Consider the following 14090-nt stretch of genomic DNA (forward strand, 5'->3'; position numbering starts at 1 on the left):
AATGGCGTATCGAAGGACCATGCGTCGCAGGTGCTTCGATACGGGGCTTCGACAAGCTCAGCCCCTACTCGGCACGAACGGCTTGGTGTCATGTCAGGACCGATCGACCTTCAGCGATACGCAGGGATGTTCGTCATTCCCGCGCAGGCGGGAATCCATAACCTCTGACGTTTCGACCGGATTCGCGACGCTGGCGCATATGGGCTCCCGCCTGCGCGGGAGTGACGACAGGAAAATGGCGCAGTTTGCCTGCTTCAGCGAACCGAATGTCGATCGGGCGCAGCCTGCTACAACCGCCGGTACAGCACCAGCGCATCGACCTCGCACAGCGCCGGATGGTCGAACGCCCCCGGCAGCCGCCCGACCTGCTCGAACCCCAGCCCCAGCCACAGCGCCACCGCACGGCGGTTGGTCGCGATCACGAAGTTGAACTGCATTGCCCGGAATCCGGCGGCGCGCGCCCGGTCGAACGAATGCTGCGCCATCGCCCGCGCGATCCCGCGCCCGGTCGCTTGCCCCGCGACGATATAGCCGCAGTTGGCGACATGGCTGCCCCCGCCGCGCTTGTTGGCGCGCAGGAAATAGCTGCCCAGCACTTCGCCCGCGACCTCCGCGACGAACACGCTGTGGCCGGGGGCGTGCCAGAAGGCGAGGGCATCGCGTTCCGACAGGTCGCGCTCCAGCGCATAGGTTTCGCCCGCGCGCACGACCGGCAGCAGGATCGGCGCGATCGCACCGTCGTCGGCGCGGGTCGCCGGGCGGATCAGCACGCCGAATCCTCGCGGGTGTGCAGCAGCGCGCGCTTGGCCAGATCGCGCGCCTTGGTCCGCGGCAGGCCCAGCGCCTTGGCCATCGCCTGTCCCAGCAGCGCGTCGCCCAGCGCCATCAGCACCAGTTGCAGCGTCTCCTCGGCCAGCGGCAGCGCACGCAGCGCCTGTTCCCCGCGCAGCCGCTCGACCAGCGTCTGGATCGCATCGAGGATCGGGTCGAGCGCGTCGTCGTTGCCCGACAGGATCATCCAGCTCGCCAGCGCGCCCGCGCCTTCGCGGTCGAATGCGTCGAAGGTCAGGTCGACGATCTCGTGCGGGTCATAGTCGGCGGCGTGCGCGCGCAGCACCGCCGCGCCGATCGTCGCGGTAATGGTCGTCGCCATCCGCTCGGCCAGCGCCTTCTGCAATTCGGACGCCGACCCGAAATGGTGGAGCAGATTGGCATGCGTCCGCCCGATGCGCGACGCGACCGCCTTGAGGGTCACCGCCTGCGGCCCCGCTTCGATCAACAGGTCGCGCGCGGCATCCAGCGCGGCGTCGCGCGACGCCTCGGGCGACAGGCGGCGACGCGCTATTGACATGGCTGTAAGCAGTTCACACGTTCCATGGCATCAGATGGAGCATAGTCATGGCGAAAGCAAAGACTCCCGGCGATCTGACGATCACCCCGCGCGACCGGCGCTTCGCGCGCGACGGGCGGGTGGCGCGCTGGTGGCTGAACGGCGATCCCTATGCTACCGCCTTCTACAACGCGCTGTCGGTGACGTTTCCGAAGGGCGAGGCGTTCTTCATCGACGGCGTGCGCGCCTTTCGCGACGATGCGCCGCCGCGCCTGCAGGCCGAGATCGACGCCTTCGTCCGGCAGGAGGCGATCCACACGCGCGAACATCGGGCGTTCAATCGTCACGTTACCGACCATGGCTATGACACGTCGCGCCTCGATGCGCGGGTCGACCGCGAACTTTCGCTGACCGACGGGCGCCCGCCGATCGCGCAGCTGGCGGCGACGATGGCGCTCGAACATTTCACCGCGATCCTCGCCCACGAACTGGTCGCGAACCCGCGCCATCTCGCCGGGGGCGACCCCGAGGTCGCCGACCTGTGGCGCTGGCACGCGATCGAGGAGATCGAGCACAAGGGCGTCGCCTATGACACCTGGCTCCACGCGACGCGCGACTGGAGCCGCTTCAAACGCTGGCGGATCAAGGCGCTGGTGATGCTGCTGACCACCGCCACCTTCCTGCGCGGACGTACGGCGGGGATGCTCGACCTGCTGGCGCAGGACGGGCTGACCGGCTGGCGGGTAAAGGCGCGGCTGTTCGCCTATGCGTTCGTGCGCCCCGGCATGGCGCGCAAGGTGCTGGGGCTGTGGGCGGGCTTCTTCCTGCCCGGTTTCCATCCCTGGAACCACGACGACCGCGCGCTGATCGGCCGGGTCGACAGCGAATATGCCGCGGCGCGAAGCTGAGGCGGGCAGGATCGATCCAACCCCTCCCGTTCGTCCCGAGCGAAGTCGAGGGACGGGGTTCGAGCGCAGCGCATGGTGTCTCGACGGTGCTCGACACGAACGGCCGTATCAGTAGCACAATACAACTGATATGGCGAAGGCCGTGCTGCGCAACCTTCGCCAACTTCCGCCCGCCCCGCAGCGGCGCGGGGCGGGCAGGGGGATCTTACTTCTGGCAGGCGACGATCGCCGCGATCACCGACAGCGTTTCCTCCGGATCGCGGATCTTGACCGTATCGAACCCGGCCTCCTTGGGCGCATAATCGTTGCCGCCGGGGAAGATCGCGTCGCCGATGAACAGCATCGCCTCGCCCGCGATCCCGCTCTCCGCGCTCAGCCGCCGCATCGCCTGCGCCTTGTCCACGCCCTCGCGGGTGATGTCGATCGAGGTGGCACCGCCCATGTTGATCGACAGCCCCGGCAGCCGCTGCTTCAGGTCGGCCTGGATGATCTTGCGCTTCTCGAACTTGGGGTCCCAATGTTCCTTGGCATCGATCGGGGCCTGCTGGCCGAGTGCCGAGAAGGTGATCTGGCTGCCGCGATCCTCGATCCGCTCGCCCCAGGTCTGCTCGGGCACGAAGCCGGTCGCCTCCAGCGACGCATCGAACGCCTCGAGGATCTTCGCCTTGGTCGCATCGTCGAACAGGTCGGCGAACACCGCCTTCCATGCCCCGTCCTGCCACGTATAGAGCTTGGTGCCGGTGGTCGGCATCAGCCACAACCGGCTGCGGTCGGCGCGTTCGGGCAGGCGGCTGGCGACCTGCTTGTCGAACTGCGGCCAGTCCCCGCCCGAGATCACCGCGACGTCGGCGACCGTCAGCAGATCGGCCAGCGCCTCCGCCATCGGCGCGCCCAGCGGCTGCTTGCTCTCTGCGAGCGTTCCGTCGAGGTCGAAGGCGACCAGTTGCTTCATCGATATGCTCCGTCTTGGGTTCGGCACCGGGGACACCCCTATGCCGGTCGTGTGAACTCTCTGTGGCGTCAGCGCCCGCCCCTCGCGCGGGTCAGTGCCGCGACGCAACTGGCGCGGTCGATCGGCGCGCCGCTGCGCTGCCGGGCATCGACATGGCGCACCACCGGCACGCCGCCCGTCGCCGGGGGATAGAGATAGGCGTCGAGCACGCAGATGTCCGAGCCATATTGCAGCTTGCGCCCCGGCCCCTCGGTCAGGTCGAGCAGCGGCTGGCCGAACAGCTGCGACAGGGCGTTGGCGTTCTGCCCCATCACCCGCTCCAGCCCGAGCGTGCCATAGGTCGGCGCGGGCGGTCCCGACAGCGCGTTCTGCCGCACGACCGGACCGGTCGCGCAGGCGGACAGCAGCAGGCCCGCGGCCATGCCGAAAACGATGCGCATCCTATTCCCCCTCGCGTCGCCGACGGTGAAAGTCGTGCGTCGCCATCGCCGCGCCGATCAGGGGCGCAACGAAATTGACAAACGGTATCATCAGCAGTCCGGTTCCCGCCACCCCGAGCAGAAACCGCCGAGCGCGCACCGCCCTGCGCGCCGATCGCATCGCGGTACGCGGCAGGTGGCGCGCCGCGACCATGTCGAACAGGTCGCGCCCCAGCAGCCAGCCGTTGACGATCAGCACCGCGACCGGCGTACCCACCCCGGTCGGCAGCAGCAGCAGGTACAGCGGCGCGGCGAGCAGGTTCACCGCCAGCGTGCGCCCCGCCGACCGCAGCCCCATCGCCGCCGACCGGGCGAAGGGTACGTCGCGTCCGCCGGCCAGCGCCGCCGGATAATGCTTCGCCTCGACCGCCGCGACCACCTCGTCGGCGAACAGCCCGACGACGGCGATCGCGACCATGCGGAACAACAGCCATGCCAGCGCGACCGCCGCCAGCGTCGCCGCCGCCGCCGCCAGCGTGCCGGCACCTTCGCCCAGCGCAAAGCCGTCGCGCGCGATGCGGTTCGCCCCCCATGCCAGCGCCACGCCCAGCGCGACGAGCAGCGCCAGCGTCACCGCCAGCGACTTGGCGAGCACGCGCAGGAACGCCCGGTCGCCCAGTTGCGCCACCGAAAGAAAGAAGGATTCGACCATCGCGCGCGACGATGCGGGGCGGGGCGGGCCGCGTCAACGATGGCGAAATCCTTGCCTGCATCCCCGCCGCTGGCTAACGCCCGGCGACATGCCGCCGCGCGATGCGGCAGCCCCGCCCATTCGGAGAGTTTCCTTGACCCAAGCCACGCTGGATGTCGTCGCGATCGGCAATGCCATCGTCGACATCCTCGCCCAGTCCGACGACGCCTTCCTCGCCGCCGAGGGCATGACCAAGGGGTCGATGCAGCTCGTCTTCTCGCCCGCCGATGCCGATGCGCTCTATGCGAAGATGGGGCCGGGGCGCGAGGTGTCCGGCGGTTCGGCGGCGAACACCGTCGCCGCCATCGCGGCGCTCGGCGGGCGCTGCGGCTTCATCGGCCAGGTCGCCGACGACCAGCTGGGCGCGGTGTTCGCGCATGACATCCGCGCGACCGGCGTACGCTTCGACACCGCCGTCCGCGCGGGCGAGCCGACCACCGCGCGCTGCCTGATCTTCGTGACACCCGACGGGCAGCGGACGATGAACACCTTCCTCGGCGCGTCGCAGTTCCTGCCCGAAGCCGCGCTCGACGCCGACCTCATCGCCAGCGGCGCGATCCTGTATCTCGAAGGCTATCTGTGGGATCCCGAGGAGCCGCGCGCGGCGATGCGCGCGGGCATCCGCATCGCACGCGAGGCGGGCCGCAAGGTCGCCTTCACCCTGTCCGACACCTTCTGCATCTCGCGCCACGGCGACGACTTCCGCGCACTGATCGCCGACGGGCAGGTCGACATCCTCTTCGCCAACGAGAACGAACTGCTGGCGCTGGCGCAGGTCGAGGACTTCGACGCCGCGGTCGAGCGGATCGCGGTACAGGTGCCGACGCTGGTCGTGACCCGCGGCGAACACGGCGCGATCGCGGTGCAGGACGGGGTGCGCACCAGCGTGGCGGCGGAGCCGATCGAGCGGCTGGTCGACACGACCGGCGCGGGCGACCTGTTCGCCGCAGGCTTCCTGCACGGGCAGGCCCAGGGCCATGACGTCGAGCGCTCGCTCCGCATGGGCGCGCTGTGCGCCGCCGAGATCATCTCGCACTATGGCGCGCGGCCCGAGGTCGATCTCAGGAAGCTGATCGCCGCCAAGCTCGGCTGAACCGGGTTCGGCAAAAGGAAAGGGGGCGGCCATCGCTGGCCGCCCCCCTTTTTTGTCCGTCGCGGGCGCCTAGTGCGCGCCGGGCACGTCGCGGTGGTCCGCCGCTTCCGGCACCTCGACGATGCCGCGTCCCAGGTGGCTGTGGCGATAGCCGTAGAGGAAATAGATCACGAGGCCGACCGCGCCCCACACCGGCAGCACCAGCATGGCGTCGGGCGGCAGTGCCACATACAGACCGACACAGCCGATCATCGTCGCCGGTGCCACCAGCCACACGGCGGGGGTACGGAACGGGCGGTGCCGCTCCGGATCGCGCCGCCGCAGCATCAGTACGCCGACCGCGACCATGAAGAAGGCGAACAGCGTGCCCGCATTGGCGATGTCGGCCAGCTTGCCGACCGGCAGGAACGCGGCGGCGAAGGTCACGCCGATGCCGGTGATCGCGGTGATGACGTGCGGCGTCTTCCACTTCGGATGGATCGCCGACAGCTTCTCGGGCAGCAGCCCGTCGCGCGACATGGTGAAGAAGATTCGCGTCTGGCCGAACAGCATGACGAGGATGACCGACGGCAGCGCGAGGAAGGCCGCCAGCCCGATCAGGTTGCCGATGTTGAGATAGCCGATCTCACGCAGCACGTGCGCCAGCGCTTCCTTGGAACAGGCCAGCGGTTCGGTGCCCGCCGTCGCCAGTTCGGTGCAGCGTGCACCCAGCGCCGCCGAACCGGGGGCGAGCCATTCGCCCATCGCGCTCGTCACCGGCTGCGACCCGAGCGGCGAACCGATCGCACCGGCGGCGACCAGCATGTAGAAGATGGTGCAGATCGCAAGACTGCCGATCAGGCCCAGCGGCACGTTGCGCTGCGGGTTCTTCGTCTCCTCGGCAGCGGTCGATACCGCGTCGAACCCGACATAGGCGAAGAAGATCGAGGCAGCCGCACCGACGACGCCCGCGCCGCCTTCGCCGAACCAGCCGTTCGGGGCGAACGGCTCGAAATTCTCCATCTTCATGACCGGCAGCGCCAGTACGATGAACGCGACCAGCGCCGTCACCTTGATCGCGACGAGCACGGCGTTGACCTTCGCGCTCTCGCTGGTGCCCAGCATCAGCAGTCCGGTAATAACCAGCGCGATGACAACGGCGGGCAGGTTGACGAGGCCACCGGGCACGTACGGACCGGAAATCAGTGCGGTGGGCAGCGTGATGCCGAACCATCCCTGCAACTGCCCGACGAAATAGCCCGACCAGCCGACCGACACCGCCGACGCCGCGACGGCATATTCGAGGACCAGCGCCCAGCCCACCATCCACGCGAGCAGTTCGCCCATGACGGCATAGGTATAGGTATAGGCCGATCCCGACACCGGCACCATCGACGCGAACTCGGAATAGCATAGTGCCGCCACGCCGCAGACGACGGCGGCGATGATGAACGAGATCATCATCCCCGGCCCCGCCTTCTGCGCGGCTTCGGAGGTCAGCACGAAGATGCCGGTGCCGATGATGGCGCCGACGCCCAGCAGGGTGAGTTGCCACGCGCCCAGCGTGCGGGTGAGCGACTTGCGCTCCGCCGTGGCCAGAATGGCGTCGAGTGGTTTGACGCGCCCGAATATCATGAAGCGATCCCCCGATGCGCCGCCATGCTACGCGGCGGCGCGCTCTTGATTGAATGGGGCGGATGCTACCCGCAAAAACGGGACGTGCAATTCCTTTCGTGCAACAAAGCTGTCCTATTGCGCCAGCATGATGCCGAGTTGCCTGCCGCCGAAGAGGTGGACGTGGAGATGCGCGACCTCCTGCCCCCCGTTGCGACCGATGTTGGCGAGCAGGCGATAGCCCGGTTCGACCAGGCCGTGTTCGCGCGCGACCTGGCCGACCGCGCGGACGAATCCGGCGATTTCCGCGTCGCCGGCGCGCGCCGAGAAATCGTCCCACGAGACATAACGGCCCTTCGGGATTACCAGGATATGGACCGGCGCCTGCGGGGCGATGTCGTGGAAGGCGAGGGCGAAGTCGTCCTCGTACACCCGCCGCGCGGGAATCTCGCCGCGCAGGATGCGGGCGAAGATATTGTCGTCGTCATACGGCAGGGTCGCGTCGATCGGCATGGCACTCACTCCTCGGGGCGGGCGGCTTTCTCGGCGATGCCCGACAGGCCGTCGCGGCGCGCGAGTTCCGCGCGCACCTCGTCGAGCGTGATGCCGCGATCGCCGAGCAGCACCAGCAGGTGGAACAACAGGTCCGCCGCCTCGCCGATCAGTCCGTCGCGCTCGTCCCGGCAGGCGGCGATGACGCATTCGACCGCTTCCTCGCCGACCTTCTGCGCGATCTTGGCCGTGCCGCGCGCATGGAGCTTCGCGACATAGGAGGTCGCCGGATCGCCGTGCAGGCGGGCGGCGATCACCGATTCGAGATGGTCGAGCGCGTCCATGGATCAGTCCTTGCGCTTGCGGTTGCGGATCGCCCGGCGGGCCAGCACGACCATGACCGCCACCGCGACGAAGGTCGCCACGTCGGACAGCGCGAAACCGCCGCGCGGCGGGGCGATGCCGTTATGGGGGGCAGGGGCGGCGGGAGTCATCGCGGAGGGCATTAGGGAGTTTTACGCCACCTGCAAATCCTCCCCGGAACGGGGAGGGGGACCATGCGCAGCATGGTGGAGGGGGATCGCCGCGAACGCTACCGCTGCGTATGCCGAACGCCCCCTCCACCACCGCTTCGCGGCGGTCCCCCTCCCCGCGAGCGGGGAGGATTTCAGTGCGCCCGGACCGGCACGCCCGCCCGCGCCAGCGCGGCATGGGCATCGGCGACCGACGCCTCGCCAAAATGGAAGATCGATGCCGCCAGCACCGCGCTGGCATGCCCCTGCGTCACCCCCTCGACCAGATGGTCGAGCGTGCCGACCCCGCCCGAGGCCACCACCGGCACCGCCACCGCGTCGGCGATGGTGCGGATCAGCGCAAGGTCGTAGCCGTCGCGCGTCCCGTCGCGGTCCATCGAGGTGACGAGCAGCTCGCCCGCGCCGAGTTCGGCCAGCCTGAGCGCATGTTCGACCGCATCGATGCCGGTCGCGCGCCTGCCGCCGTGGGTGAACACCTCCCAGCGTGTCCCCACGCGACGGGCATCGACCGAGGCGGTGACGCACTGGCTGCCGAAGCGCGCGGCGATGTCCGCCACCAGTTCGGGGCGGGCGACGGCGGCGGAATTGACCGCCACCTTGTCCGCGCCCGCCAGCAGCAGCGCGCGCGCGTCCTCGGGCGTGCGTACCCCGCCGCCGACGGTCAGCGGCATGAAGCAGACCTCCGCCGTGCGCCGCACCACGTCGAGGATGGTGTCGCGCCCCTCGTGACTGGCCCCGATGTCGAGGAAGGTCAGCTCGTCCGCCCCCGCCGCGTCATAGGCGCGCGCCTGTTCGACCGGATCGCCTGCATCGCGCAGCTCGACGAAGTTGACCCCCTTGACCACCCGCCCGGCATGGACGTCGAGGCAGGGGATGACGCGGACCCGGACGCTCACGCCCGCGCCACCGCAAGGGCTTCGGCAAGGTCGAGCCGCCCGTCGTAGAGCGCGCGCCCGGTGATGACGCCCTCGATCCCCGGCTGGTCCTTCAGCGCATGGATATCGCCGATGTCGGCCACCCCGCCGCTGGCGATGACCGGGATCGACACGGCGGCGGCCAGCGCGGTCGTCGCCGCGACGTTGCAGCCCTTGAGCATCCCGTCGCGCCCGACATCGGTGAACAGCAGCGCGGCGACCCCCGCATCCTCGAACCGGCGGGCGAGATCGGTCACGCTCACGTCCGACACATCGGCCCAGCCGCGCGTCGCGACCATGCCGTCCCACGCATCGACCGCCACCACCACCTGACCGGGGCAGGCGCGCGCCGCCTCGCGCACGAAGTCGGGGTCTTCGAGCGCGGCGGTGCCGATCACCACCCGCGCGACGCCGAGGTCGAGCCAGCGATCGACATTCGCCCGGTTGCGGATGCCGCCGCCCAGCTGCACCCGGCCCGGAAACGCCTTCAGGATGCCCGCGACCGCATCGCCGTTGACCGACTGCCCCGCGAACGCGCCGTCGAGGTCGACGACATGGAGGTGGTCCGCGCCCGCATCGGCGAACAGCGTCGCCTGATGGGCGGGATCGTCGCCATAGACGGTGGCGCGGTCCATATCCCCTTCGGCGAGGCGGACGATCTGTCCCCCCTTCAGATCGATGGCGGGGAAGATGGTCAAGGACGCCATTCGAGGAACCTCTCCAGCAGCGCCAATCCGTAGCGCTGGCTCTTTTCGGGGTGGAACTGCACGCCCAGCAGATTGTCGCGACCGATCGCCGCCGTCACCGGCCCGCCATGGTCGGTGGTGGCCAGCACGCCGCTGCCGGCGAAGGCATAGCTGTGCAGGAAATAGGCCTCGCCCGGCAGCAGCAGCGGGTGCGGCACGGCGGGCACCACGTCGTTCCAGCCCATGTGCGGCACGGCGATGCCCGGCGCGGCGGGAATGCGCGCGACGGTGCCGTCGATCCAGCCCAGCCCGGCATGGGTGCCGAATTCCTCGCCGGTGGTCGCGAGCAGCTGCATGCCGACGCACACGCCGAGGAACGGCACGCCGCCGTGCAGCGCGCGCGTCTCCATCGCCTCGACCATGCCGGGGATCGCGCTGAGCCCGCCCATGCACGCGGCGAACGCGCCTACGCCGGGCAGGACGATGCGGTCGGCCCTCGCCACCACCTCGGGGTCGGCGGTGATCGACAGATCGCGCGCCCCCGCCGCCTTCAGCGCATTGGCGACCGAATGGAGATTGCCCGCGCCGTAATCGATCAGCGCGATCACAGCGCGGCGGCCACCGCCTGCGTGGCGAGCGTGGCGGTGAAGGCGACGACCTCGACCGTCGCGACGCCGTTCACGACGAACGGGTCGAGCTGCGCCAGCGCCTCCACCTCGGCCGCCTCGCCGCGGAACAGCAGCACGCCGCCCGTCGGCGGGTTGCGTCGTCCGGCGAGCACCATGTCGCCGCGCAGCATCGCGGCCTCGATCCACGCGACATGCGCGCCGCGATACTGGTCCACCTCGTCGAGCGGCTTCACATAGGTGAGCATCGCGAGGCACATCGGCTGCATCGGACGTGCGACCATCTTACAACACTCCCTTGGTGGACGGGACGGCATCGGCCTTGCGCGGGTCGATCTCGGTCGCCATGCGCAGCGACCGCGCCAGCCCCTTGAACACGCTTTCGGCGATATGGTGGTTGTTGGTGCCGTACAGCGTCTCGACATGCAGCGTGATGCCTGCCGCCTGCGCGAAGCTGTGGCAGAAATGCCCGAACATCTCGGTATCCATCGTGCCGAGCACCGGCTGGCTGAACGCCACCTTCCACACCGTCCACGGCCGCCCCGAGATGTCGAGCGCGACGCGGGTCAGCGTCTCGTCCATCGGCGACAGCGCCTCGCCATAGCGGCGGATGCCGCGCTTGTCGCCCAATGCCTGCGCGAACGCCTGGCCGATCGCGATGCCGGTATCCTCGACGGTGTGATGCGCGTCGATATGCAGGTCGCCCTTCGTCCGCACGGTCAGGTCGATCAGCGAATGGCGGCTGAGCTGTTCGAGCATGTGGTCGAAGAAGCCGACCCCGGTCGACACGTCGTACTTGCCGGTGCCGTCGAGGTTCAGCGTGACCTCGATCGATGTCTCGCTGGTGGTGCGGGCGATGGTGGCGGTGCGCATGGCGCTCCCCATAGCGCGCGTGCGCCTCCATGCAACGTAACGAATCTTGACCGGGGACGAATCCCCGCTACCCAAGAGCCCATGAGCCAGAGCGTCGCCGACAGCCTGATCCCGTATGACGAGATCGTCCAGGAAGCCCTGCGCGCGGTGGTGGGCCGCGTGCTGGGGCAGGTCTCCGCCAGCGGCGCGCTGCCCGGCGAGCATCATTTCTACATCACCTTCAAGACGCAGGCCCCCGGCGTCGACATCCCCCGGCGGTTGGTCGAGCGCTTCCCCGACGAGATGACGATCGTCATCCAGCACCGCTTCTGGGATCTGGTCGTCGATGCGACGCGATTCTCGGTGGGGCTGAGCTTCGGCGGCATCCCCTCGACGCTCGTCATCCCCTATTCGGCGATCACCGGCTTTCACGATCCGGCGGTCAATTTCGAGCTGCGTTTCCAGGCGAGCGACGACATCGGCAACGATCCCGAACCGCATGATCCGCCCGAGAACGACGCGCCGATCACCACCAGCGAGGACGGGTCGAACGTCGTCGCGGTCGATTTCAAGCGCAAGAAATGACGGTCGAGATCGTCGAGGCGCCCGGCGAGGCCGAGCGGATGGCGATCATGGCCGCGCTGGTCGCGCACAACGACCGCGCGGTCGGCCCGACGAAGCGGCAGCAGGTCGCGATCGTCACCCGCGGCGATGACGGGGCGATCAACGGTGGCCTGTGGGGCATGATCGCCTATGACTGGCTGTTCGTGCAATATATCTCGGTCCCGACCGAGCGGCAGGGGCAGGGGCTGGGCCGCGAGCTGATGGGACAGGCGGAGACGATCGCCCGCGACGCCGGGTGCATCGGCATCTGGCTCGACACCTACAGCTTCCAGGCGCGCGGCTTCTACGAGAAGCTGGGCTTCGTGACCTTCGGCGAGATTCCCGACTATCCGGTCGGCGAGACGCGCTTCTTCATGACCAAGCGGATCGACTGACCGCGCGAACGGTTGTTGCAGGCATGAACGACACCCGCACCGAAACCGACTCGATCGGCGCGATCGAAGTCCCCGCCAGCGCCTATTGGGGTGCGCAGACCGAACGGTCGATCGAGAACTTCCCGTTCGCTGCCAGCGAACGCATGCCGATCGGCATCGTCCATGCGCTGGCGATCGTGAAGCAGGCGGCGGCGCGGGTGAACCGCGCGCACGGCCTTGCTCCGGCGATCGCCGATGCGATCGAGTCGGCGGCGGGCGAGGTGATCGCGGGGAAGCTGGACGACCAGTTCCCGCTGGTCATCTGGCAGACCGGCAGCGGCACGCAGTCGAACATGAACGTCAACGAAGTGATCGCGGGCCGCGCCAACGAGGCGCTGACCGGCACGCGCGGCGGCAAGACGCCGGTGCATCCCAACGATCACGTCAACCAGGGCCAGTCGTCGAACGACAGCTTCCCGACCGCGCTGCATGTCGCGGCGGTGGTGGCGCTGAACCGCGACCTGATCCCGGCGCTCGACCGGCTGGCCGGATCGCTGGAAGCGAAGGCGCAGGCGTGGCGCGATCTCGTCAAGATCGGTCGCACCCATTTGCAGGACGCGACCCCGCTGACGCTGGGGCAGGAGTTTTCCGGCTATGCCGCGCAGCTGCGCGACTCGTATCGCCGATTGCGCGCTGCCGAGGATGACCTGCTGCGCCTCGCACAGGGCGGTACGGCGGTCGGCACCGGCCTGAACGCCGCGCCGGGCTTTGCCGAGGCGATCGCGGCAGAGATCGCGGCGATCACCGGCCATCCCTTCGTCACCGCACCGAACAAGTTCGAGGCGCTGGCATCGAACGACCCGCTGGTGCAGCTGTCGGGCACGCTCAACACGCTGGCGGTGGCGCTGACCAAGATCGCCAACGACGTCCGTCTGCTCGGCTCCGGCCCGCGCTCGGGGCTGGGCGAGATCGACCTGCCCGCCAACGAACCCGGCAGCTCGATCATGCCGGGCAAGGTCAACCCGACCCAGTGCGAGATGCTGACGATGGTCGCGGCGCAGGTGATCGGCAACCACATGGCGGTGACGGTCGGGGGCATGCAGGGGCATCTGGAACTCAACGTGTTCAAGCCGCTGATCGGGGCGGGGGTGCTGCGTTCGATCGACCTGCTGTCGGTGGGCATGACCAGCTTTGCCGAGCGCTGCGTCGACGGGATCGAGCCCAATCGCGCGCGGATCGCCGAACTGGTCGAACGCTCGCTGATGCTGGTGACGGCGCTGGCTCCCGAGATCGGCTATGACAATGCCGCGAAGATCGCCAAGCATGCCCATGCCGAAGGACAGACGCTGCGCGAGGCGGGACTGGCGCTCGGGCTGGTGGACGAGGCGACGTTCGACCGGCTGGTGCGGCCGGAAACCATGGTCGGCTGAGCGCGCACGAATCGGTATCCGATCTGCGGACGGCAGGGAACTACTGATCCGTTTCGGCGCTATACTATCATAACGACGTGAAGGTGAACATATGGGTGCGACAACTATTGGCGCGCTGGTCGGCGGCTTCATCGACAGTCTCGACGGCGGTGACGATTCGAGCGTCGACGGTGCGATCAAGGGTGCCGTCGTCGCCAATGTTCTGAAGGTCGTGATCCCCGTCGCGATCACCTATGCCGTCGGCTGGGCGGTATTGCGCGGCGCGGGCGAACTGAAGGCGCAATTGTTCGAGGAGAAGGCAGCATGATCGGACGGGTTATCGGCGCGCTGGTCGGGCGCGAGATCGATCGTCGCGACGGACGCGGCGGCGTGAAAGGTGCCGCGATGGGCTGGGCCGCGGGCAGCCTGATGCGGCGCATGGGACCGCTGGGCATGATTCTGGGCGGCGGCTATGCGGCGAAGAAGGCCTATGACCGGCGCAAGCTCGATCGCCTGCGACGCGGTTACTGACATCCGCTGGCCGGGCGGCGGTGC

Annotated in this window: 21 protein-coding genes; 7 read left to right on the forward strand and 14 right to left on the reverse strand. The window is 68.9% G+C overall.

What is annotated here, in order from left to right:
- Positions 1-287: 287 nt before the first annotated feature.
- The gene (locus tag ABLE43_RS12810; protein ID WP_348978829.1) at positions 288-770 is read right to left on the reverse strand and encodes a GNAT family N-acetyltransferase; all 483 of its coding nucleotides are present in this window, start codon (positions 768-770) and stop codon (positions 288-290) included.
- Positions 764-1351, reverse strand: a complete 588-nt coding sequence (locus ABLE43_RS12815) for a TetR/AcrR family transcriptional regulator (RefSeq protein ID WP_348978830.1) — start codon at positions 1349-1351, stop codon at positions 764-766. Before ABLE43_RS12815 ends, ABLE43_RS12810 begins: the two co-directional genes overlap by 7 nt.
- Before the next feature lie 47 nt (positions 1352-1398).
- Between ABLE43_RS12815 and ABLE43_RS12820 the strand changes: the two genes are divergently transcribed.
- Positions 1399-2238, forward strand: coding sequence for a metal-dependent hydrolase (locus ABLE43_RS12820; protein ID WP_348978831.1), 840 nt, complete (start codon positions 1399-1401; stop codon positions 2236-2238).
- Between the two features lie 205 nt (positions 2239-2443).
- Here the strand turns inward: ABLE43_RS12820 and ABLE43_RS12825 are convergent, their stop codons facing one another.
- The 3 genes from ABLE43_RS12825 to ABLE43_RS12835 all read right to left on the reverse strand — a co-directional run bounded on the left by ABLE43_RS12825 (position 2444) and on the right by ABLE43_RS12835 (position 4321).
- Entirely contained in the window at positions 2444-3190 is a 747-nt protein-coding gene (locus ABLE43_RS12825; protein ID WP_348978832.1) for an HAD-IIB family hydrolase, read from the reverse strand.
- Between the two features lie 68 nt (positions 3191-3258).
- Entirely contained in the window at positions 3259-3630 is a 372-nt protein-coding gene (locus tag ABLE43_RS12830; RefSeq protein ID WP_348978833.1) for a hypothetical protein, read from the reverse strand.
- A gap of 1 nt (position 3631) precedes the next feature.
- Positions 3632-4321 carry an EI24 domain-containing protein gene (locus ABLE43_RS12835; RefSeq protein WP_348978834.1) on the reverse strand — a complete coding sequence of 230 codons (690 nt, stop codon included), beginning with the start codon at positions 4319-4321 and terminating at the stop codon, positions 3632-3634.
- 133 nt (positions 4322-4454) lie between these two features.
- Between ABLE43_RS12835 and ABLE43_RS12840 the strand changes: the two genes are divergently transcribed.
- Positions 4455-5453 (forward strand): adenosine kinase, encoded by a 999-nt coding sequence (locus ABLE43_RS12840; RefSeq protein ID WP_348978835.1) that lies wholly within the window; start codon positions 4455-4457, stop codon positions 5451-5453.
- A 69-nt stretch (positions 5454-5522) separates the two neighbouring features.
- On the opposite strand, the gene ABLE43_RS12845 is transcribed toward ABLE43_RS12840, so the two are convergent.
- From ABLE43_RS12845 to hisB, 9 genes are all read right to left on the reverse strand, one after another.
- A complete protein-coding gene (locus tag ABLE43_RS12845) occupies positions 5523-7067 on the reverse strand; it encodes an amino acid permease (protein ID WP_348978836.1) in 1545 nt (514 codons plus the stop codon).
- 114 nt (positions 7068-7181) lie between these two features.
- Positions 7182-7559, reverse strand: coding sequence for a histidine triad nucleotide-binding protein (locus tag ABLE43_RS12850; protein WP_348978837.1), 378 nt, complete (start codon positions 7557-7559; stop codon positions 7182-7184).
- A gap of 5 nt (positions 7560-7564) precedes the next feature.
- The gene (locus ABLE43_RS12855) at positions 7565-7882 is read right to left on the reverse strand and encodes a phosphoribosyl-ATP diphosphatase (protein ID WP_348978838.1); all 318 of its coding nucleotides are present in this window, start codon (positions 7880-7882) and stop codon (positions 7565-7567) included.
- Positions 7883-7885: 3 nt separating this feature from the next.
- A complete protein-coding gene (locus ABLE43_RS12860; protein ID WP_348978839.1) occupies positions 7886-8032 on the reverse strand; it encodes a hypothetical protein in 147 nt (48 codons plus the stop codon).
- A gap of 173 nt (positions 8033-8205) precedes the next feature.
- A complete protein-coding gene (gene hisF, locus ABLE43_RS12865) occupies positions 8206-8967 on the reverse strand; it encodes an imidazole glycerol phosphate synthase subunit HisF (protein ID WP_348978840.1) in 762 nt (253 codons plus the stop codon).
- Positions 8964-9692, reverse strand: a complete 729-nt coding sequence (gene hisA / locus ABLE43_RS12870; protein WP_348978841.1) for a 1-(5-phosphoribosyl)-5-[(5-phosphoribosylamino)methylideneamino]imidazole-4-carboxamide isomerase — start codon at positions 9690-9692, stop codon at positions 8964-8966. Before hisA ends, hisF begins: the two co-directional genes overlap by 4 nt.
- Positions 9680-10279: an imidazole glycerol phosphate synthase subunit HisH gene (gene hisH / locus ABLE43_RS12875; RefSeq protein WP_348978842.1), complete on the reverse strand. Its 600-nt coding sequence runs from the start codon at positions 10277-10279 to the stop codon at positions 9680-9682. The genes hisA and hisH overlap by 13 nt, the downstream gene beginning before the upstream one ends.
- Complete coding sequence (locus tag ABLE43_RS12880; protein ID WP_348978843.1) at positions 10276-10581, reverse strand: YciI family protein; 306 nt, start codon at positions 10579-10581, stop codon at positions 10276-10278. The genes hisH and ABLE43_RS12880 overlap by 4 nt, the downstream gene beginning before the upstream one ends.
- Before the next feature lies 1 nt (position 10582).
- Positions 10583-11170, reverse strand: a complete 588-nt coding sequence (gene hisB / locus ABLE43_RS12885) for an imidazoleglycerol-phosphate dehydratase HisB (protein WP_348978844.1) — start codon at positions 11168-11170, stop codon at positions 10583-10585.
- 81 nt (positions 11171-11251) lie between these two features.
- On the opposite strand from hisB, the gene ABLE43_RS12890 reads away from it, so the two are divergent.
- The 5 genes from ABLE43_RS12890 to ABLE43_RS12910 all read left to right on the forward strand — a co-directional run bounded on the left by ABLE43_RS12890 (position 11252) and on the right by ABLE43_RS12910 (position 14066).
- Entirely contained in the window at positions 11252-11734 is a 483-nt protein-coding gene (locus tag ABLE43_RS12890) for an SspB family protein (protein ID WP_348978845.1), read from the forward strand.
- Positions 11731-12147, forward strand: a complete 417-nt coding sequence (locus ABLE43_RS12895) for a GNAT family N-acetyltransferase (protein ID WP_348978846.1) — start codon at positions 11731-11733, stop codon at positions 12145-12147. Before ABLE43_RS12890 ends, ABLE43_RS12895 begins: the two co-directional genes overlap by 4 nt.
- Positions 12148-12170: 23 nt before the next feature.
- Entirely contained in the window at positions 12171-13556 is a 1386-nt protein-coding gene (fumC, locus tag ABLE43_RS12900; protein WP_348978847.1) for a class II fumarate hydratase, read from the forward strand.
- 91 nt (positions 13557-13647) lie between these two features.
- Complete coding sequence (locus tag ABLE43_RS12905; protein ID WP_348978848.1) at positions 13648-13863, forward strand: hypothetical protein; 216 nt, start codon at positions 13648-13650, stop codon at positions 13861-13863.
- On the forward strand, positions 13860-14066 hold the full coding sequence (locus ABLE43_RS12910; protein ID WP_348978849.1) for a hypothetical protein: 207 nt from the start codon (positions 13860-13862) through the stop codon (positions 14064-14066). The genes ABLE43_RS12905 and ABLE43_RS12910 overlap by 4 nt, the downstream gene beginning before the upstream one ends.
- The last annotated feature ends 24 nt before the right edge of the window (positions 14067-14090 follow it).

It is taken from the genome of Sphingomonas silueang, assembly GCF_040049155.1.
In the GTDB taxonomy this organism is placed as follows: domain Bacteria; phylum Pseudomonadota; class Alphaproteobacteria; order Sphingomonadales; family Sphingomonadaceae; genus Sphingomonas; species Sphingomonas silueang.